19 protein-coding genes and 1 pseudogene are annotated in these 19,846 nt (G+C 64.2%); 9 read left to right on the top strand and 11 right to left on the bottom strand.

What is annotated here, in order from left to right; genetic code table 11:
* Positions 1-20: 20 nt before the first annotated feature.
* From DM872_RS12595 to DM872_RS30900, 3 genes and pseudogenes are all read right to left on the bottom strand, one after another.
* A complete protein-coding gene (locus tag DM872_RS12595; protein ID WP_179059814.1) occupies positions 21-641 on the bottom strand; it encodes a glutathione S-transferase family protein in 621 nt (206 codons plus the stop codon).
* Between the two features lie 90 nt (positions 642-731).
* Positions 732-1,613, bottom strand: a complete 882-nt coding sequence (locus DM872_RS30895; RefSeq protein WP_373273711.1) for a methyl-accepting chemotaxis protein — start codon at positions 1,611-1,613, stop codon at positions 732-734.
* A pseudogene (locus DM872_RS30900) lies at positions 1,587-2,768 on the bottom strand (HAMP domain-containing protein); the annotation flags it as partial. The pseudogene DM872_RS30900 and the gene DM872_RS30895, both read right to left, overlap by 27 nt.
* Before the next feature lie 189 nt (positions 2,769-2,957).
* Between DM872_RS30900 and DM872_RS12605 the strand changes: the two are divergent.
* Complete coding sequence (locus DM872_RS12605; protein ID WP_179059816.1) at positions 2,958-5,627, top strand: cation-transporting P-type ATPase; 2,670 nt, start codon at positions 2,958-2,960, stop codon at positions 5,625-5,627.
* Between the two features lie 52 nt (positions 5,628-5,679).
* Here DM872_RS12605 and DM872_RS12610 read toward each other — a convergent pair whose 3' ends face one another.
* Positions 5,680-6,288: a flavin reductase family protein gene (locus tag DM872_RS12610; protein ID WP_179059817.1), complete on the bottom strand. Its 609-nt coding sequence runs from the start codon at positions 6,286-6,288 to the stop codon at positions 5,680-5,682.
* A 98-nt stretch (positions 6,289-6,386) separates the two neighbouring features.
* The gene (locus tag DM872_RS12615; RefSeq protein ID WP_179059818.1) at positions 6,387-7,136 is read right to left on the bottom strand and encodes a tetratricopeptide repeat protein; all 750 of its coding nucleotides are present in this window, start codon (positions 7,134-7,136) and stop codon (positions 6,387-6,389) included.
* Between the two features lie 525 nt (positions 7,137-7,661).
* On the opposite strand from DM872_RS12615, the gene DM872_RS12620 reads away from it, so the two are divergent.
* The 5 genes from DM872_RS12620 (at position 7,662) to DM872_RS12640 (ending at position 9,355) form a co-directional block, all read left to right on the top strand.
* The gene (locus DM872_RS12620) at positions 7,662-7,964 is read left to right on the top strand and encodes a hypothetical protein (protein ID WP_179059819.1); all 303 of its coding nucleotides are present in this window, start codon (positions 7,662-7,664) and stop codon (positions 7,962-7,964) included.
* 240 nt (positions 7,965-8,204) lie between these two features.
* Entirely contained in the window at positions 8,205-8,306 is a 102-nt protein-coding gene (locus DM872_RS12625; RefSeq protein WP_373273709.1) for a phage major tail tube protein, read from the top strand.
* A 64-nt stretch (positions 8,307-8,370) separates the two neighbouring features.
* The gene (locus DM872_RS12630; protein ID WP_179059820.1) at positions 8,371-8,610 is read left to right on the top strand and encodes a CopG family ribbon-helix-helix protein; all 240 of its coding nucleotides are present in this window, start codon (positions 8,371-8,373) and stop codon (positions 8,608-8,610) included.
* Positions 8,600-8,884, top strand: a complete 285-nt coding sequence (locus tag DM872_RS12635; protein ID WP_179059821.1) for a type II toxin-antitoxin system RelE/ParE family toxin — start codon at positions 8,600-8,602, stop codon at positions 8,882-8,884. The genes DM872_RS12630 and DM872_RS12635 overlap by 11 nt, the downstream gene beginning before the upstream one ends.
* Before the next feature lie 219 nt (positions 8,885-9,103).
* Positions 9,104-9,355: a hypothetical protein gene (locus DM872_RS12640; protein ID WP_179059822.1), complete on the top strand. Its 252-nt coding sequence runs from the start codon at positions 9,104-9,106 to the stop codon at positions 9,353-9,355.
* Positions 9,356-9,576: 221 nt separating this feature from the next.
* Here DM872_RS12640 and DM872_RS12645 read toward each other — a convergent pair whose 3' ends face one another.
* Positions 9,577-10,461: a LysR family transcriptional regulator gene (locus DM872_RS12645; protein WP_179059823.1), complete on the bottom strand. Its 885-nt coding sequence runs from the start codon at positions 10,459-10,461 to the stop codon at positions 9,577-9,579.
* A 139-nt stretch (positions 10,462-10,600) separates the two neighbouring features.
* On the opposite strand from DM872_RS12645, the gene DM872_RS12650 reads away from it, so the two are divergent.
* On the top strand, positions 10,601-11,581 hold the full coding sequence (locus DM872_RS12650) for an NAD(P)H-quinone oxidoreductase (RefSeq protein ID WP_179059900.1): 981 nt from the start codon (positions 10,601-10,603) through the stop codon (positions 11,579-11,581).
* Between the two features lie 43 nt (positions 11,582-11,624).
* Here the strand turns inward: DM872_RS12650 and DM872_RS12655 are convergent, their stop codons facing one another.
* From DM872_RS12655 to DM872_RS12675, 5 genes are read right to left on the bottom strand one after another with little or no spacing between them, the layout of a single operon-like run.
* Positions 11,625-12,404, bottom strand: coding sequence for an SDR family NAD(P)-dependent oxidoreductase (locus DM872_RS12655; RefSeq protein ID WP_179059824.1), 780 nt, complete (start codon positions 12,402-12,404; stop codon positions 11,625-11,627).
* Entirely contained in the window at positions 12,401-13,576 is a 1,176-nt protein-coding gene (locus DM872_RS12660) for an acyl-CoA dehydrogenase family protein (RefSeq protein ID WP_179059825.1), read from the bottom strand. The genes DM872_RS12655 and DM872_RS12660 overlap by 4 nt, the downstream gene beginning before the upstream one ends.
* Before the next feature lie 25 nt (positions 13,577-13,601).
* Positions 13,602-14,315: a histidine phosphatase family protein gene (locus DM872_RS12665; RefSeq protein ID WP_179059826.1), complete on the bottom strand. Its 714-nt coding sequence runs from the start codon at positions 14,313-14,315 to the stop codon at positions 13,602-13,604.
* Positions 14,305-14,682, bottom strand: a complete 378-nt coding sequence (locus DM872_RS12670; protein ID WP_179059827.1) for a DUF6285 domain-containing protein — start codon at positions 14,680-14,682, stop codon at positions 14,305-14,307. Before DM872_RS12670 ends, DM872_RS12665 begins: the two co-directional genes overlap by 11 nt.
* Positions 14,679-15,737, bottom strand: a complete 1,059-nt coding sequence (locus DM872_RS12675; protein ID WP_179059828.1) for a phosphotransferase family protein — start codon at positions 15,735-15,737, stop codon at positions 14,679-14,681. The genes DM872_RS12670 and DM872_RS12675 overlap by 4 nt, the downstream gene beginning before the upstream one ends.
* Positions 15,738-15,940: 203 nt before the next feature.
* Here DM872_RS12675 and prpR point away from each other — a divergent pair, with 203 nt between their 5' ends.
* Positions 15,941-17,914 carry a propionate catabolism operon regulatory protein PrpR gene (gene prpR, locus DM872_RS12680; protein ID WP_179059829.1) on the top strand — a complete coding sequence of 658 codons (1,974 nt, stop codon included), beginning with the start codon at positions 15,941-15,943 and terminating at the stop codon, positions 17,912-17,914.
* A 279-nt stretch (positions 17,915-18,193) separates the two neighbouring features.
* Positions 18,194-19,804, top strand: coding sequence for a long-chain fatty acid--CoA ligase (locus tag DM872_RS12685; RefSeq protein ID WP_179059830.1), 1,611 nt, complete (start codon positions 18,194-18,196; stop codon positions 19,802-19,804).
* Positions 19,805-19,846 lie beyond the last annotated feature (42 nt).

Raw genomic sequence — 19,846 nt, forward strand, 5'->3', positions numbered from 1 at the left:
AGCCGGATCGGCGAGTCGGATCACGTCAGTGGCGTCATCACCGCTTTTTGGTAGGCCGGCCGGGCTTTCAGGCGCTCGTACCAGGCTTCGAGGTTGGGCAATTCCGGGCGCAGGACCGGCATTTCGAACCAGGCGTAGGCAAAGCAGCCCAGGGGAATGTCGCCCATGGCGAAGGACTCACCCGAGAGATAAGGACGCTCGGCCAGGGCCCGCTCGGGAATGGCGAGTAGTTGACCGCAGCGGGTCAGTGCCGCCTCGATCGCTGCATGATTGCGTTCGGCCGGCGGCGTGCGCAGGGTGCCCCAGAACAGGTCGCGAAACAGCGTGGCGAAGCTGGAGGTGGCCCAGTCCATCCACTTGTCCCCTTCGGCGCGCGCCACCGGCGATTCCGGGTAGAGGCTGCCGGCGGCATAGCGCGCGGCGAGGTAACGGACAATGGCGTTGGACTCCCAGAGCACCAGGTCGCCATCTTCGATCATCGGCACCAGGCCGTTGGGGTTGCGTTCGCGATACGTCGGCTCATTGACCAGGCCGAAGGCGCCACCGGCATCCAGCTGTTCATAGGCGACGCCGGTTTCTTCGGCACACCAGAGTGCCTTGCGCACGTTGGTGGAATTGATTCGCCCCCAGATCTTCAGCATTGCGACACTCCAGGCCGGTTGGACAGGGGCACCATTCTAGGGCGCGAAGCCGGGTGACGGAATGCCGAATCCTCCAGACTTGCGCGGGGCTCAAAGCCGGAAGTGACCGGCCATCCCTTGCAGTTCCTGCCCCAGCCGGGCGAGCTGGACGCTGGAAGTTGCCGTTTCGTCCATGGCAACGGCCGATTGATCGGCGATGTCGCGAATGCTGGTGACGCTGCGATTGATCTCCTCGGCCACGGCGCTCTGCTGTTCGGCCGCTGCGGCGATCTGCTGGTTCATCTGATGGATCAGGGTCACCGCTTCGGCGATACCGGCCAGCGCCTCTTCGGTCAGGTTGGCATCCTGCACCGTCAGGCCCACCAGGTTTTCGCTCTGCTGCATGTGCTCCACCGAGCTGCGCACACCCTCACGCAAGGTGGCGATCAGCCGTTCTATCTCGGCAGTGGAGTGCTGGGTACGCCGCGCCAGCGCCCGCACTTCGTCCGCCACCACGGCAAAACCACGGCCCTGCTCGCCTGCGCGCGCCGCTTCGATGGCGGCGTTCAGGGCCAGCAGGTTGGTCTGCTCGGCGACGCTCTTGATCACATCCAGCACGGTGCCGATGCTCTGCGTGTCCTGGCTGAGGCGCTGGATGCTGGACGTGGTTTCTTCCATGGCGTGGGCCAACTGGTTGACCCGCTCGAGGGTCTGGCGCACCACCTGATTGCCACTGCTGACGCGGTTGTCCGCCGCTTCGGTGGAACTGGCCGCAGCCTCGGCGTTGCGCGCCACCTCCTGCACGGTGGCAGCCATCTGGCTCATCGCCGTGGCCACCTGATCGGTTTCTTCCCGCTGGCCGTTCACCCCCACTCGGGTCTGTTCGGTGACGCTGGACAGCGCCTGCGCCGAAGCCGAAATCTGCGCCACGCCGCCCTGCAGGCGGCCCACCATGTCGCGCAGATTGCCGGACATGCCGGCCATGGCCTCCATCAACTGGCCGATCTCGTCGCGCCGCTGTACCTCGATGCTGGCGCTGAGATCGCCCTCGGCTATCTGCCGGGCCAACCCGATGACGCGGCGCAATGGCCGGACGATGAGCAGGCTGATCAGCGCCGTGGCGGCTAGGCCGATCACCAGGGCAAGGGCCGCCGCCAGCAGGATCAGCAGCGAGCTGGAGTCCTGCTGGGTACGCATGTCGGCCTTCTGCAGTTCGTAGGCACGGTCCACCGCCTGCACCACCCGGTCCGCCTGGGCGGCCAGGCGCGCGTACTCCTGGCGCTGCTGCTGCAATGTGGCGGTGTAGTCCTTGAGGCGTTCGTTGAAGGAGTCGACGTTGCCGATGACTTCGGTGAGCACGGCGGCGTAGCCGGGGTCCTGCATGGCGTCGCGCAGTTCGGCGGCGAGCTTCTGCGCGTCCAGCGCTTCCTGGATCTGCGGGGCGCTGGCTTGTTCCGTGCCCCGGCTCTGTTCCAGGCGCAAGCGGGCCTGGTTGAGCGCCTGCAGGAGTAGCTGGTAGACGCGGCCGATCTGCCCGCCTTGAGTCACCAGATCGCCGCCCTGCACGCCCTGGGAGCTTTTCAGCAGGTCGACACCATCCTCGTTCAGGCCGCTCTGCAACACATCGAGGCTGTTGGATGCGCTGACCACCAACCAGTTGGCCGCGTCGAGTGCCAGGTGCTGGTTGTCGGTGAGTTCCACGTAGCGGTCGAATGCCTGGCGGTACTCGGTCATGGCCTGGGTCACTTCATCCAGGGCCTCGCGACCGGGGCCGGAAAGCTGTGCGGCCAGCGCCTCACTGCGGGCGGCTATGGCCTCGGCCTGCTGGCGCAGCGTCTCGGCATGCTTGGCGTCGGCGGTCAGGGCGTAGTCCTTTTCCGTGCGCCGGATCACCAGCACATCGCTGCTGATGGCGCGCATTTCCTCCAGCAGGCGCGCCCTGCCGTCGACCGCGCGCAAGGCGGTGAAGCCGGTGGCCGCCACCACCAGGGTCAGCGCCAGGACGACGCCGAACCCCAGCATCAACTTGTTGGCAGTGCTCAGGCTCGCCAGCCTGCGTTGCAAGACAGTCCACATGATCCTACCTCCCCGCAAGGCGACAACCGCATGGACGCGATCTGCTATCCGCTTCCCCGAAGGGGCGACCATAGGAGCTGGCGCATGGTGGCGACAAGCCACAATCCGGCCTTCCCACGGGCCGTGCTGTTTTTGGCTAACTGGAGGTCGTTTCTGGATAGCTTTCTATTCTTCCTACAAAAAACCAGGAACTGACCCAGGCCAATAAAGGACTCCCGCCGGGAAACTAGGCTTGACTCAGGATTCGCCAAGGAGGACCCCATGACCACCCCATCAGCTACCCATTGGCACGCCGAGACCGCCGAAGCCAGCCTGCAGCAGCTGGACAGCAGGCCAACCGGGCTGGACATGGAGGAAGCGGAACGTCGCCTGGCCAGTTTCGGACCCAACCGCCTCCCCGAACGGGCCGGCGCAGGCCCCCTGAAGCGCTTCCTGCTGCAATTCCATAACCTGCTCATCTACGTGCTGCTGGCCTCCACCCTGGTCACCCTGGCGCTGGGTGAATGGCTGGACAGCGCGGTGATCTTCGGTGTGGTGCTGATCAACGCCGTGGTGGGTTTCATCCAGGAAGGCAAGGCCGAATCGGCCATGCGCGCCATCCAGAAGCTGTTGACCCTGGACAGCCGGGTGAAGCGTGGCGGCGAAGTTCGGCAGATACCCGCCGAGGAGCTGGTACCGGGCGACCTGGTACTGCTGGAGGCCGGCGACCGCGTGCCGGCGGACCTGCGCCTGCTGGAAACCCGCGACCTGCGCATCGAGGAAGCGGCGCTCACCGGCGAATCCCTCCCCACCGACAAGACCAGCCAACCGGTGACCCCGGATGCCAGCCTGGGCGACCGCCACAGCATGGCCTACTCCGGCACCCTGGTCAGCGCTGGCAGCGGCGTCGGCCTGGTGGTCGCCACCGCCGGCGCGACCGAGCTTGGCCGCATCAGCCACCTGCTGGGTTCGGTGGAGCAGTTGCAGACGCCACTGCTGGCAGACATGGCGCGCTTCGCCCGGCAGCTCACCCTGATCATCCTCGTATTGGCGGCCGCCACCTTCATCTTCGGCATCCTGCTGCGCGGCTACAGCGCCGACGACATGCTGATGGCTGCGGTAGGCCTGGCCGTGGCCGCCATCCCCGAGGGCCTGCCGGCGGTGCTGACCATCATCCTGGCCCTGGGCGTGCAGCGCATGGCCTGCCGCAACTCGATCATCCGTCGCCTGCCGGCCGTGGAAAGCCTGGGCGCGGTGACCGTGGTCTGCTCCGACAAGACCGGCACGCTGACCCGCAACGAGATGACGGTGCAGCGCGTCTACACTGCCGCCCGCCGCTACGACGTCTCGGGGGTGGGATATGCGCCCGAGGGCGACGTCAGCCCGACGATCGACCTGGCCCATGACCTGCACGAACTGGCGCGCGCCGGCCTGCTCGCCAACAGCGCCAGCCTGTGCGAGGTGGGCAGCCAGTGGTGCATCACCGGCGACCCTACCGAAGCCGCCCTGCTCACCCTGGCCGGCAAGCTGCAGCTCGACTCGGATGAGGAAGCCTCGCTACGACCCCGGGTCGACGCCATCCCCTTCAGCTCCGAGCGCCGCTATCTCGCCAGCCTGCACCGCGACGACAGCGGCCAGGGCGTGATTTACCTGGTGGGTGCGCCCGAGCGGTTGCTGGAAGTCTGCGATCGGCAATGGCGCGACGGTGCCTCCGAGCCGCTGGACCCGCGCATCTGGGACGACGTGTTGGGCGAAGGCGCCGCCTCCGGCCTGCGCATGATCGGCCTGGCCCGTCGCACTGCCGGTAGCGGCCAGCACGAACTGGATCATGCCGACCTGGACAACGGCTTCGTGCTGCTGGGACTGGTGGGCATGATGGACCCGCCGCGTGAGGAAGCCATCCTCGCCATCGAGGAATGCCACAGCGCGGGCATCCACGTGAAGATGATTACCGGCGACCATGCCGCCACGGCCGCGGCCATCGCCGAACGCCTGGGCCTGCCGGCGGGCAACCCGCTGACCGGAGCCGACCTGGATGACCTGACCGACGCCGAACTGGACGCCCGGCTGAAGGAAACCAGCGTGTTCGCCCGCACCAGCCCGAGCCACAAGCTGCGCCTGGTGGAGCGCTTGCAGGCAATCGGCGAACGGGTCGCCATGACCGGCGACGGGGTCAACGACTCCCCTGCCCTCAAACGCGCCGATATCGGTATCGCCATGGGCATCAAAGGGACCGAGGCGGCCAAGGAGGCCGCTCAGATGGTGCTGGCCGACGACAACTTCGCCACCATCGCCCACGCGGTGGAGGAAGGCCGTACCGTCTACGACAACCTGAAGAAGTCCATTCTTTTCATCCTTCCCACCAACGGCGCCCAGGCGATTGTCCTGCTGACCGCCATCCTGCTCGGCCTGACGCTCCCCATCACGCCGCTGCAAATCCTCTGGGTGAACATGATCACCGCCGTCACCCTGGCGTTGGCACTGGCCTTCGAGCCGGCCGAGGACGACCTCATGGCGCGCCCGCCGAGGGACCCGAAGGCGCCGCTGCTGTCCGGCGAACTGCTCTGGCTGATCCTGCTGGTTTCGGTCCTGCTGACCGTGGCCAGCCTCGGCCTGTTCATCTACACCCAGCAGTTGGGCTGGAGCATGGAGGCCAGTCGCACCCTGGCGGTGAACGCCCTGGTATTCGGCGAGATCGGCTATCTGTTCAGCAGCCGGAGACTGAACGGCCCGGCGAGTTTCAGCTTCAAGGACAACCCGATGGTCTGGGGCATGGTGGGCCTGATGGTGCTGCTGCAACTGGCGTTCACTTACGTGCCGGCGTTGCAGCAACTGTTCGGTACCAACAGCATGAGCGTGGAAGGCTGGAGCTGGTGCCTCGGGACGGCCGTGGCGACTTGCCTGGTCGTGGAGGCGGACAAGTGGGTGCGCCACCATCGATCAGCAAGATGACGCCGGCCAGGAGCGTCCGCCGGTCACTCCCAACTGGCAGCGAAGGTGCGGCTCAGGTCGGCCGCGCCATGTTGAAGGTCTCGCGGGTGCGGGTGTAGGCACTGCCGCCCAGACGCCCCACCAGATCCAGACGCTGCGGATCCACCCGGCCCGCTTCGCTCAGCACCGCGTCATCGATATGGGCCAGCAGCACCTCGGCGAAAACCAGGTGGCAGTTGGGATTGTTACGCGGATAGGGCTGGATCTCGGCCACCCGGCACTCGAAGGCAACCGGCGTGCCGAGCACCCGCGGTGCCCGCACACGCACGGAGGGTTCGGTGGCGATACCACAGGTCTCGAACTCACTCACGCCATGGGGCAGCCAGGCGGCGCTGGCATTCATCGCTTCCGCCTGCTCGAAGGAAACCAGCTGGATCACCAGTTCGCCGGTCTCCTGCACGTTGCGCAGGGTGTCCTTGAGCTGGCCGTCGCCGCGCGTATTGATGTTCACCAGCACGGTCGCCGGATCATCGCTGATGACCTGGAAGAAACTGAACGGCGCCAGATTGCTCACACCCTCCTTCGACAGGGTGGAAACCCAGGCGATAGGGCGCGGCGTAATGGTGGAGGCCAGCCAACGGTAGGCGTCCAGCGGTGCCAGCTGGGCGAAATCGAGCTGCATGAATGAGACTCCAGGAGGGAGAAAACGGCGATTATGCCCTGCCGTCGGGAGCAGCGACACAGACGCCTTGAGCGCTGGAAGGGCATCGTGTCCCGGTGTCAGCCACGCAGCAGATAAGCCCCCGGGGGAATCCGTCCCTGCAGCTTCTTGCATTTGCCAGGAGCCGGCTGCCGACCCGCTGGCCGATCCGGGAACCAGACCCGGCACTTCCCCGGTGGCGGCATGTATTCGCGAGGAATACGCACCTCATCATCGGCCGGCTGGGAACCGTACGACGCAGCCTGGAGGCCACCGTCACCTCGGCTCTGCCAATCGCCCGCCTGCGAATCGGCCAGGAACTCGCCCTCCGCTGGCGCCGCCAGCCCACCGGCGGCAATACCGGCCACCTGCTGCGCCTGCACGTCCTGGTCGAGTCCGACGCGGACCTCCGCCTCCTCGTCCCGCTCCACTTCTACCTCGGACCCAGTCGATATCCCTGGCCCCATGGCCTGCCGGGCCGACTCGATCAACTGGAAATTGCGCTCACGCAGTTCGGGATCATTGCGCCCCCGCGCATTGGAGCGCGTGGCCAGTGCAACGGCCTGCGCATACTGCCCCTGCTGGAAGCGAACCTGTCCCAGGTAATGCAAAGTCGTCGGATTGTTCGGCTCGATCCGCAAGGCGCGCTCCAACGTATCGTCGGCCTGCTCCACCTCACCGAACTCCAGTTGCAGTGACGCAGCCTCAAGCAGGGCGGCCGAAGCACCGTTGTTCGGTTGAGCGACCCGACGATCTGCCGAAGACGCCGGCAGCGCAGCGGCCATACAAAGCGAGAGCGTCAGGATCGACAAGAGGGACTTGGCTTGCATCGAGGTTGGGCTCTCACCTGGGCTCATGGGCGGAAGATCGCGGCGAAATCCGACCTTGGCCAATGCCCTGAAGTTCCCGCCATCGGTAGCGTTCGTTCATCACCGGATGCCGGTGGTCGTGGCTCCCGCACAGTGGTTGTCTCCTGCGCCCCCCGTTGCGCAACTTTAAAGCGCAGTCGCGCTCAGCCGTAAGACTTCGTCGCCCACCCTGTCTCAACACACGTTGGCAATAATCGGAACAACTACCCCGAGCTCCTGGAACCCGTGATCCAGGGGCGCTCGCATGCAAAGTAACCATCATGATTCATCTAAACCGTTTCTAAGAGCGAAACGGTTTAGATGAGATCCCTCGCTCCAGCGTCAGCTTGACGTACATCAAGGAGCCAAACGTGCCCCAGCGCAGACTGCAATTGCCGCGATACCTCTTGAAGGAAGAAACGCGAAGGTGTCTGAGCGGCAACATCCATCAGGTTTAGGACCCGGGACGACCTGCCTGACGAAAATAAAACTATTGCAGGTTCTATCATGCACAAGCGCCCCCATCCTCTCCAGACACTGGCCACCATCGACCTTCTCAACTCCTCAAACGGGGTTGAAGACCTAGTTAGTGATGTGGAGGGCAGCTCTGACGATATGGCTCTCTCATATCCTGCTAGAGATTATGACTGCCTCACCTGTGATGTTAGAGACGACGAAATTACTGCTAATCTCGACAACGGAAAACCAGTCTTCACAACTGTGGACTCTGAAGAAATAGACGACCCAAGTGATATCAGCGATTTTGCTTACAGCAAAACGCAACACTGGGAGTTGGAAGTTGAAATTTAAGAAATAGCGGCTATTTGCCACCCCTCCGACAGCGAAGAAACTTATGTTTCCCACCAGATGGTGCATGCGCAATGCACCATCCGGCGAAAAATCCAAGCAGCATTACACCGACTTCCAGTCAAACCTCGTTATCGAAAAATCGAATACCCTCACTCTGTCAGTGCCGATCCAATGATCAAGTTCGTGCAGATATTGAGCGTTTATTCCTATGGCTTCAATTAAACCGCATCGCAACTGGTGGTGGACGGCCGCACCGAGATCGAAATCGACCTCTTGAACTTCACCCTCCACGTCGACGGACGCGACCTGCTCGCCGAGCACCACCACGCTATCGGCCTGTAAGGGTGGCCAGGCAGCGCCCAGCGTGTACCATGGGCACGTTGCTCACTTTCCCACCGAGGCCCGCATGTCTCTCGTGTCCCTCAACCTGCCGGACGATATCGCTCGCCACCTGGCCAACCTGGCCAAGGCCACCGGCCGCAGCGCCGACGCCCTAGCCCAGGAAGCCCTGAGCGAATACATCCGCCGCGAGAGCTGGCAAATCGCCGAAATCCAGCGCGCCGTCGCCGAAGCCGACGAAGGCGACTTCGCCACATCTGAAGAGGTGCAAGCCACCCTGGAGAAGTGGACCGGCAATGCGCATTGAGTGGCTCCGCAAGGCGCTACAGAACCTCGACGACGAAGCCGCCTACATCGCCCAGGACAATCCCCAGGCCGCAGCAGACGTGGTGAAAGCCATAGTCGCCGACATCGAGCAACTCGCCCGTTTCCCTGGCATGGGCCGTGAAGGCCGCGTAGGCGGCACCCGCGAATGGGTCATGCCCAACCACCCTTACGTCATTCCCTACCGCGTCCGTGGAGATCGACTGCAGATCCTGCGCATCTTCCACACCCGCCGCCTGCCGCCAGAGCAGTGGTGATGAGTCTGTAACGCCAACGCCTACGACCTAAGCGACACAGCCTTGACGACGGTCCTGGAACTTGAGAGCGGCGAGATTTGGATGCGGAATAACCCAGTTAACGGGACCTTCGAACAAGGATTTCCGCAGTACTTCGCCCTGCTTCATCGAGCACTGTATCGTCCCTATACTGCCGTCCGGCGGACAATCAAAAGCAGCCGTCGCCACAAGGACGAGACGATGAATTCTATCTACTGGATGTTCCTGTTGTACTTCGCCTTACCAGTTGCCTCGGGCGCGGCAGCTCATCAGTCAGCAGCTACCGGGGTTTTCTTCAAGGCAGTCGCTCGAATCAGCGCCGCCAGCACTATGGAGAAAATCGCAGCGAGCATCATTGCGACAATTGTCTTCTTGGCCATCCTGACAGGTCATATAGCCTCAGGCGGCCCAAAGCCAACGTCGCTATTTATTATGACCACCCTGCCGGCCTAATGCGGCTCTCGGCCGTACTATTTTTTGCCCATAACCAAACGACCTAAAGCAGCCATCAACTGGTGCCGGCGGATAGTCGAGCCTAGTGCCAGGTATAAACGAGGGAATATCTGAGCCGCCTTCACTAGGCAAGGTAGTCCAGGCCATTTGAGTGCGGCGCGCATGTCCAGCGCCAAGGCCATTCCGCCGTCGGGAGAGAGCCGCTTCGTGAGTTTGTTGACTCACGAATCACACGATGCCACTCCCTCAAAAGCCATCAAAACCGCCTCTATCACCACGCGGATCTTGGCGGTATGGCGCAAGTCGCCGTGAGTGACCATCCAGACCTCGTAAGGGTGACTGCGCGCACGAGCGGGCCAGACGCGGACCAAGCCATCCCGTTCGCCCATGTACAGGGGAAGCTCGCCCATGCCCAGACCGGCAGCAATGGCGTTTCGGACCATAACGCTGGAATTCACTGCGGTGACGATCCGGCCGGATGCGGCCGACTCGTCCACCAGGGTCACGTCGCGGCCTTCGGCCAAGTGGGGTTCGTACATCACCAGGTCGTGCCCCAGGAACCCGGTGCCGGGCTCGGGAGTGCCATGGACTTCGAGGTATTCTGCCGAGGCGAACAGCCCCATGGGCCAACTGGCCAGGCGCCGTACCACAAGGTCTGGGTTGTCCGGCTTGCGCGTGCGGATGGCGATATCGGCTTCGCGGCGAGCGAGGTTGAGCACGTCCGATGAACTGTTGAGATTGACCCTCACATCTGGATAGCGGGCGTGCACGCGCGCCATGGCCGGAATCACGAAATCGACGGCCAAGGAATCGGTGGTGGTCACCCGCACTTCTCCGGAAAGTGCCTTGTCGCGCCCCTGCGCCCGGCGTACCAGCTCAAAAGCCGCGGTTTCCATACGCTCGGCCGCTTCCAGGACGGTTTCCCCTACCCCGGTCAGTTGGAATCCGCTGGAGGTGCGCAGGAACAGGGTCGAGCCAAGCGCCAGCTCCATGGCGGCGATCCGCCGGCTAACCGTCGCCTGATCCACGTTCAGTTCCCGGGCAGCGCCACGCAGCGTCTGCTGCCGGGTCATCGCCAGGAACACTCTTGCATCGTTCCAGTTCATTTCGCCTTCCTCCTGCTGCATTCCTGCAAACAGGGCTTGTGAAAACACTGCACGACGGTGCCATCCCGCGCTCCTACGATGCTCGACATCTCCCGTCATCGAGGTTCATGACATGCACAATCCCCCTCTCCCCCAGCATATGACCGCCATCGAGATCAGCCAGCCGGGCGGGCCGGAAGTCCTGCTGCCGACCCTCCGCCCCACGCCCGCACCACGGGGTCGCGAGGTCCTGATCCGGGTCCGGGCGGCCGGCGTCAACGGCCCTGACGTACTCCAGCGCAAGGGTCTGTACGACCCGCCGCCCGGTGCCTCGGATATCCCTGGCCTGGAGGTCGCTGGTGAAGTCGTGGCGCTGGGCGAAGGCGTGAACCGACTGCGTATTGGCGAGCAGGTGATGGCGCTGATTCCCGGTGGCGGCTACGCCGAATATGCGGTGGCCGACGAACGCAACGCACTGCCATTGCCGAAGGGCTTGGAACTCACCGAGGCGGCCGCCCTGCTGGAAACCTTCATGACGGTCTGGACCAACCTGTTCCAACGCGGGCAGTTCAAGGCCGGCGACAGTGTGCTGATCCACGGAGGCGCCTCCGGTATCGGCACCACCGCGACCATGCTGGCTCGTGCATTCGGCGCCTCCACTGTGATCACTACCATCCGCAACGAAGAGCAGCGTCAGGCCAGCCTGGCCCTGGGCGCCGACGTCGCGATCAACTATCAGACAGAGGATTTCGTTGAGGCCGCGCTGGCCGCCACGGCTGGCAAAGGCGTGGACGTGGTGGTCGACATCATCGGCGGTGACTACGTGAGCCGGAACTATCAAGTCGCCGCCATGAACGGACGCATCGTACAGATTGGCCTGCTGAAGGGGCCGGCCCAGAACGTCGACCTCTTCCCCATGTTGACCAAGCGCCTCACTCACCTCGGCTCCACCTTGCGTTCACGCAGCCACGAGGAGAAGGCTGCAATCATGGCGGAGCTGCAGGCTCACGTCTGGCCGCTGATCGAGTCGGGTCGGGTCAAACCTCGGGTCAGCGCCACTTTCAGCCTGCAGCAAGCCAGCGATGCTCATCGTCTGCTCGATACCGGCGGCCACATCGGCAAGGTCGTGCTGACGCCCTGATCCCACCGGGAGGTGCGATGCCCAGCGGGCATCGCATCCTTCGTCACAAGCCCGAGCAGGCATGTCCTCCGTCCACGATGATCTCGGCCCCGTTCATGCCGCACCCGGCGTCGGAAGCCAGCAGCAGCAACGCCCCCTCCAGGTCTTCATAGGTGCAGAAACGCCGCGACGGTACGCGCGCTCTCAGGCGCTCGCCCGCCTCGCTGGCGAGGAATCCATCGTTAATTTCAGTCACCACGTACCCCGGCGCGAGGGCGTTGACGCGAATTCCGAAGCGCGCCAGTTCCAGTGCCATGGAGCGGGTCAGGTGGCTGAGGCCCGCCTTGGCGGCGCAGTACGGACCAACGCCCCCGCCCACCCGCGATGCGAGGATCGACGTAACGTTGATCAGGCTGCCACCCTGCCCCGCCTCGACCATTCTTCGAGCAGCCTCCTGCGCGACCATCCAGGCACCTTTCAGGTTGGTATCGAGAACGGCGTCCCAGTCTTCATCGCGATAGTCGAGGACGCGTTTCGTATCGCTGACTCCGGCATTGTTGACGACGATGTCCAGCCCGCCGAAGTCCGCCTGGATCGCATCCAGGCACTCCACCACCGATGCGCGGGCAGTCACGTCCAATGAATAGGCCCGGGCCTCGTGATCGTTGAAACGGATATCGCTGACCAGTTCATCCAGACGCTCTACCCGCCGCGCTGCGACGGCGACGCGAGCACCGGCGGCGGCCAGCACCCGCGCGAAGTGCCGGCCCAATCCGCTGGAGGCGCCGGTCACCAGGGCGCGCCGCCCGCGCAGATCGAAAGCCAGCAGCGGCGAACGGTTCATTGGGCACCGCCTTGCACACGCGCGAGGATCTTGCGCGCCAGACTCATGCGATGCACTTCGTTGGGGCCGTCGTAAATCCTGAACCCGCGCGCATCCCGGAAGATGCGGTCGACAATTGCTTCTCTGGTGACGCCCTGGCCACCCAGCACCTGCACGCTGCGATCGATCACTCTCCAGATGCCTTCGGAGCTGATCACCTTGGCCATGCTCGACTCGGAATTCCCGCGTTCACCCTGGTCCAATACCCAGGCGCAATGCCAGATGGCGAGGCGCGTCGTGAGCAGGTCCATCTCGTTATCGGCAAGCATGAAGCCGACGCCCTGGTGCTCGCCCAACACTTTGCCAAACGACTGACGCCGGCCGGCATAGGCACAGGCCACGTCATGGGCACGGCGCGCCTGCCCCAGCCAGCGCATGCAGTGGGTCAGGCGCGCAGGCGCGAGCCGTACCTGCGCATAGCGGAAACCCTTGCCAACCTCGCCCAACACATCGCTGGCGGGCACCCGCAGGTTCTCAAAACGCAGCACCGCATGGCCACCAGTGAAGCAACTGTCCAGGGAGTCCATCATCCGTTCGAGGATGAATCCGGGGCGGTCGGTATCAGTCAGGAACATGGTTGCGTTGCCGTCTTCCGTACGCGCCATGATGATGGCGAAACTGGCACCCTCCGCGCCGGTGATCAGCCACTTGCGGCCATTGATGAGGTAATCGTCGCCGTCGCGCACGGCAGTAGTGGCCAGCATCGACGGATCGGAACCAGCGCCTGGCGCCGGCTCGGTCATGGCGAAGCAGGAGCGGATATGGCCCTGTACCAGTGGGCGCAACCAGCGATCTTTTTGCGCCTCGGTCGCCACGACTTCCATCAGGTGGATGTTGCCCTCGTCGGGAGCATGGATGTTCATCGCGGTTGGGCCGAGCGGCGAATAGGCGGCCTCCTCGAACACGATTGCCTTGGCGGTGTGGGACAGTCCCAACCCGCCCATTTCGCGAGAGGCATGCGGCGTCAACAGGCCACGTGCGCGGGCCTTCGCAACCAGTTCCTGACGCAGCTCGCCGGATGGACCGTGCGGCGTTTGTCGGGGGTCGCTCTCCAGCGGGATGATCTCCGTGGCGATGAATTCCCGTACACGGGCCTGCAGGTCTAGAAGGTCATCCGAAAGCGCAAAGTTCATGGGTGATTTCCTGTGGTGAAAAGGTTCAAGCCCTCAGCCCGGCCGGTTCGATGGCCAGGAAGAGGTTTTCCAGCACGGTGCCGTGGATACCGGCCTTGTGTGGGTCGTAGGGGGTGAAATTGAGCGTGCGAATGAGGGCGCCAAGTACCTGGTCGCCACGCATATCGATGTCGAGCACGTTTAGGCAGGCGGTGTCCTGCTCGAAGGCGGCGATACCGGCGAGCCCCAGGCCCGCCGCCCAGCCCAGCAGGATGCGATTAACCGCGTCATGGCTGACGATCAGGGCGCTGTCCCAGCCCGGGTCCTGCAGCAATTCGAAGAAGAGGCTGAGCACGCGGCGCTGGAAGTCGTCCCAACGCTCACCGCCGAGGAAGCGCGCCCCGGCGACACCCGCTGCACGGTATGCGCCAACCACCTGCTCCCGAAGCGCTTCGGCCGGAATCTCGCGCAAGCGTCCCGCGCGAATCTCACGAAGCTCGGGCATGGACTCCACCGGGACCTGATTCCCCTGCAAAAGCAGGTCGAGCGTCTGCCTGGCACGTGGATAGTCGGAGCACAGCACCCGGTCGAACTGAACATCCTGCAAGACCTGCCCGAGCGCCCACGCCTGCTGCGTGCCCGTGCGCGAAAGCGCCACGGTACGCGGGTCCAGTGGCCGCCCCAGTGCGTCGAAGTAGTCGACGTGCCCGTGCCTGACCAGGTAGCAACGGCGACGCCGGACGTCGGACTCAGCGTGCATCTTTGAGCACCTTGGGATTGCTGATGCCGAGGCGTGCCCGGGTGATGGCCGCAAGCGCATCCAACAAGCGCGCCTGTTCGCCTCCGGGCTGGTCGAAGATGCCCTGGCGAATGAACTGCGCTAGCAACGCCAGTGCGTCGTCCCGAGTCAGCCCTGCCAATCCGCGCGGTTCCAGTACCTGCGCCAAGGCATCGCATTCGAGGTCAGCAGCGCTATCACCCCGCTCGATCTCACGTGCGGCGATGGCTATGGCACTGGCGATCATCCGGCAGTCGTACGCAAGGCTGGCGGGCAGTGCCGGCAGAAGCTTCTCGAGGAGCAAGCCGCGGGCAGTGGCCAAGAGTTCGGTTGCGTTCGGCGCAGTCATGACGTGGCTCCACTGAGGATGAGGATTTCGTGCTCCAGCTCCGGCACCATGCGTCCGGTCAGTGCCAGTTCCAGGGACGTCTGCTGTCCGGTCAGGTGACGCTGCGCCTGCTGCAACGCAACCACCGCCCAGCGCAGGTGGGCCATCAGTTGCCAGAAGCGCAGCTCCTCAGCGCCGGGACGATAGCCGGACACCGCTGCGTAGCCGTCGAGGAAGTCATCCAGCTCCCCTACTCCGCCGGCCAGTCGGTCCGGGCGGGCGAACCGCCAGCAACGTGCAGTGAACCAGCCGATGTCCTCGCGGGGGTCGCCCCAGCCGGTGAACTCCCAATCGAGCACACCCGCCAGCCGTCCCCGATCCACCATGTAATTGCCGGTGCGATAATCCCGGTGAATCAGCCGCGAGGGGACCGGCGCGGGGCGGTTCAGTTCGCACCAGCGCAACCCCCACTCGATGACCGGGTGACTGCCCGGCAGTGCGTCGAGGTAGCTCCGGTACTGGTCGATGCTCGCCTGTACCGGGTCGGCAGCGGCAGCCGGCAGGAAGTCGAGCGCCGGATGTTCAGGCGTGATCCGGTGCAGCAGCGCCAGGCTTTCGCCCAGTTCGCGACAAAGCGCTGCGCGGGTTGGCTCAAGAGCCGGATCGGTGGCGAGGCGATGGCCGCTGGCCGTACCGCCGAGCGCCTGCATGACGAAGAAATCGCGCCCGATCACCTGCGTATCACGGCACAGCCAGAGCGGTTCCGGCGCCTTCACACCTGCCTGGTGCACTGCCTGCAACACGGCGAACTCCTGCGCCCGGTCCATGCTGACCGCCACCGAGGACGGCGCATCGGTGCGCAGAACCCAGCGCCGCTCGGCTTGCCAGGAGCCAGAGGACAACCTGGCCTTCAGTAGCCAGTTTTCCTGGATGGCACCGCCCGACAGGCGTTCGCAGCTTTCGATCTGGACACGCTCACAGCCGACCTGCTGGGCGAGAAATTCAGCCAGCGGCGCCAGGGCGTCTGGAATGTCGATCCGGTACGGGCCGGATCCTGCGGAGGGAATGCTATACATCGGCAGCTCTTGCTCACGGGTGATGACTTACGAGCGAGAGAGCAAGAGCTATTCCAGTTCTCTATAAATTCTTATTACTCCTTTAATAACAACGATTTATGGCGAATCTTGAAGCCTGTCCTGACTTATCAGCCCCCTTGCTAATTGCAGATCTGAAATCTTTGTTTCAGGCTAGAAAAGCCAGAACACCAGCGGACCCGACCATGCCAGATGCGCAGTACCTACCCCGAGTCGTCGCCCTCATCACCCACCTCCGTGCCCCCGAAGGCGCCAGCCGAATGGCTCGGATCGTCCAGCAGGTGGTGCCCGATTATCACCAACGCGCCCAGGTGGAAATCGTCGAGACGACGGTCACCGAACTGCGGCGTACTGGCATGGAGCTGGAAAGCCGCGAGGACGTTGACCTGATCATCTGCTCCGGGGCCACGGCTGATTACCTGCGGCGCCATATCGGCACGACCATCCTGTCCATCCGAATGGGCGAGTACGACCTCATCCGCGCCCTGGACATGGCCAGGGCACGGGCCACCAAGGTGGGTATCGTCAGCTTCCAGCAGGCTCACCCGGAACTAGACGCGATGGCGTCGCTGTTCACCGTCGACCTCCGTCAGGCCACTTACACCAGCTTCGACGAGGCACGTCAGCGCATTCGCGAACTGGTGGATGAGGGCTATCGGGTGATAGTGGGCTCTTCCACAGCAGTGGAAGTGGCCGAAGCGGCCGGCGCCCAGGGTGTGCTGGCGTTAAATGCCGACGCGGTGCGCCGGACGCTGGACGAAGCGCTGGCGATCTGCCGCAGCCGTACCCAGGCGCTGATCCAGCAGCAGCGCCTGAGCGCGGTGCTGCGCAACCTCAGCGATGGCGTGATCGCCGTTGACGCCGATGGCATCGTGCAATCGATTAATCCGCGTATGGCGCATTTGCTCGGCATTTCCGTCGAGTGGGCAAGGCAGCGTCCTCTCGCCGAGCTGATGCCGGAACTCGACATCAGCAGCAGCCTGAACCAGGGCGAAAGCGAGGAGAGCCGGCTGGTCCGCGTTGGTACCCGAGCCCTGGTCGCCAATGTCACCCCGGTCATCGAGCATGGCAAACCCGACGGTGTGGTGATCTCCTGCCAGGAGACGAACGCCATCCAGCGCGCCGACCGCCGTATCCGCAGTCAGGCGCGCCCCCGTCAGTTCACCGCGCGCTACCACTTCGACCAGCTCCTCGGGCAGGCCGCCGATTTTCGTGCCCTGCTAGAGCTGGCTCGGCGCTATGCCGACACGGACTCCACCGTACTGATCACCGGTGAAAGCGGCACCGGCAAGGAGCTGCTCGCGCAGAGCCTGCACAACGCCGGCCAGCGCCAGGCGGGGCCGTTCGTGGCGATCAACTGCGCGGCGTTCCCAGAAGCGCTGCTGGAAAGCGAACTTTTCGGCTACGAGGAAGGCGCCTTTACCGGTTCGCGCAAGGGCGGCAAGTCAGGCCTGATCGAAGCGGCGCACACCGGCACCCTGTTCCTCGACGAGATTGGCGACATGCCCGTGACCCTGCAGACCCGGCTACTGCGTGTGCTTCAGGAGCGTGAAGTGTTGCGTCTGGGCGCCTCGGAGCCGACCCCGGTGGACATACGCGTGGTCGCCGCGACCCATTGCGACCTGCGCGGACGGATTACCGATGGCCGCTTCCGCGAGGACCTCTACTACCGCCTGAACATACTCCGCCTGGTCGTACCGCCCCTGCGCGAACGCCTCGGGGATATCCGCCTGCTGGCCGGCGCCATCCTCGACCGGCTCGCGCTTCCGATGGCGGCCGCCAACGCTGGCCAGGCACTGCTGGATCGACTCATGCCGCGCCTCCAGGCGCACCGCTGGCCCGGCAACATTCGCGAACTGGAAAACCTGGTGGAGCGCGCGGCGCTGTCGGCGCAGACCCTCGGTGACAACGATCAGGACAACCCGGCCGGCCTGCGCGCCCTGTTCCCCGAACTGTTCGAGCCGGGCGCCCAGGTGCCGACGGCGGACCAGCCGGATACGTCGGACCAGGCGCTGCGCAGCGTCGCCAAGGCCAGTGAAATCGCCCATGTCCGCCGGGTAGTGGATGCCTGCGACGGCGACCTCGATGAAGCGGCGCGACAACTGGGCATCAGCCGCACGACCCTGTGGCGACGCCTGCGCGCGGGGCGTTCAGCCTAGCTCCCGCCGTTTCGCGCCCACCACCGGCAGCCGCGACCGAAATTTCAACCCTGAAAAATCATTACAGAACTGAAACTGAAAGACGTGAAACGAGGGGGCTTTGGTGAGGTGGGCAATCAGCTCACCAATCACCTATCCATTTGAAACAAAAGACTTTAAATCCACAAATCCCCGTCGCCGAAAGCCTCTGGCACAGCCCTTGCTCTGCACCCGTTGAGAGGCTGTTACCGACCGGACCCAGCCTCTATGCCCAAACAAGAACAAGGCAGGAGGTTGCCCGTGCAAGGCCTGATGATGAATTTCAACCTGGGAATCACCGCAATCATGCGGCATGCACTCCAGGTTGCGGCCGATACTGAAATCGTTTCCCTGTTTGCCGATGGCAGTGTGCATCGCTATCGCTATGCCGAGGCATTTGCACGAGTGGCCCGCCTGGCCAACGTCCTTGATGCCCTGGATTGCCCTCCGGGTGCGCGGGTCGGCACCCTGGCGTGGAACGACCATCGCCACTTCGAACTGCATTACGCCGTGCCCTGCTCCGGGCGCGTGTGTCACACCATCAACCCCAAGCTGTTCCCGGAGCAGGTCCGCTACATCATCCAGCATGCAGCGGACGATCTGCTGTTCATCGACCCGCAGTTCATTCCCCTGGTGGAAACGCTGCAGCACGAAATCCCCTCGGTACGGCGCTTCATCGCCCTCTGCGCGGAGGACGAGCTGCCCGCCAGCAGCCTGCCCAACCTGCTCAGCTACGAAACGCTGCTGGCGCAGGCATCGGACAGCTATGCCTGGCCGGAACTCGATGAGCGACAGGCCAGCGGCCTTTGCTACACCTCGGGCACCACCGGCAATCCAAAAGGCGTACTCACCAGCCACCGCAGCACCGTGCTCCACGGCATGGCGCAGAACATGGCCGACAATGTTGGCCTGCGCGCCCTGGACGTGGTGATGCCGCTGGTGCCGATGTTCCACGTCAATGCCTGGGGCATGCCGTACAACGCCGCCATGGTAGGTGCCAAGCTGGTCCTGCCCGGTCCCAAGGTGAGTGACGCGGCGGCGATGGTAAATCTGATCAACGATGAAGGCGTCACCTTCTCCCTGGCCGTACCGACCCTCTGGGCCAATATCAGTCAGTACCTGGCCACCCACGGCATCGCCGTGCCCACACTGAAACGCGCCGTCAGCGGCGGCGCCGCTTGCCCCCTGGCACTGATCGAAGCCATGGCCCAGCACAACATCGCCCTGGAGAACGGCTGGGGCATGACCGAGATGAGCCCCATGGGTAGCTACAACCGCAATCAACCCTGGTATGCCGAGCTGGATGACAGCGCACGGGGCCCGCAATTGCTCAAGTCCGGGCGGGCGCTGTTCGGCGTAGAAATGCGCCTGGTCGACGAGACCGGGAAACTCCAGCCCCATGACGGCCAGGCTTCCGGCGCGCTGCAGGTACGCGGGCCCTGGGTGCGCAGCGGTTACTTCGGCCAGGACACATCCGAAGACTGGTTCGACACCGGCGACGTCGCCACCATCGATCCGCGCGGCTACATGCAGATCACCGACCGCATCAAGGACGTCATCAAGTCCGGCGGCGAATGGATCTGCTCCGTGGAGATCGAAAACGCCGTGATGGCCCATCCGCAAGTGGCCGAAGCGGCAGTAATCGGCGTCGCCCACCCGCGCTGGAGCGAACGCCCGTTGCTGGTGGTGGTGCCACGCCAGGCGGGCGCCGCGCCGAGCCACGAGGAGTTGATCCGTTTCCTGGAGGGCAAGCTGCCGAAATGGTGGCTGCCCGATGCCAGCGAACGCCTGGATGAGCTGCCCCACACGGCCACCGGCAAAGTCAGCAAGAAAACCCTGCGCGAGCTGTTCAGCGACTACGCCTGGCGCTGATCGACAACCCATTTCCCTTCCTCACGGCCCGCCCTCCCAGGC

The sequence above is a fragment of the Pseudomonas taiwanensis genome (assembly GCF_013393345.1).
Classification (GTDB): domain Bacteria; phylum Pseudomonadota; class Gammaproteobacteria; order Pseudomonadales; family Pseudomonadaceae; genus Metapseudomonas; species Metapseudomonas resinovorans_C.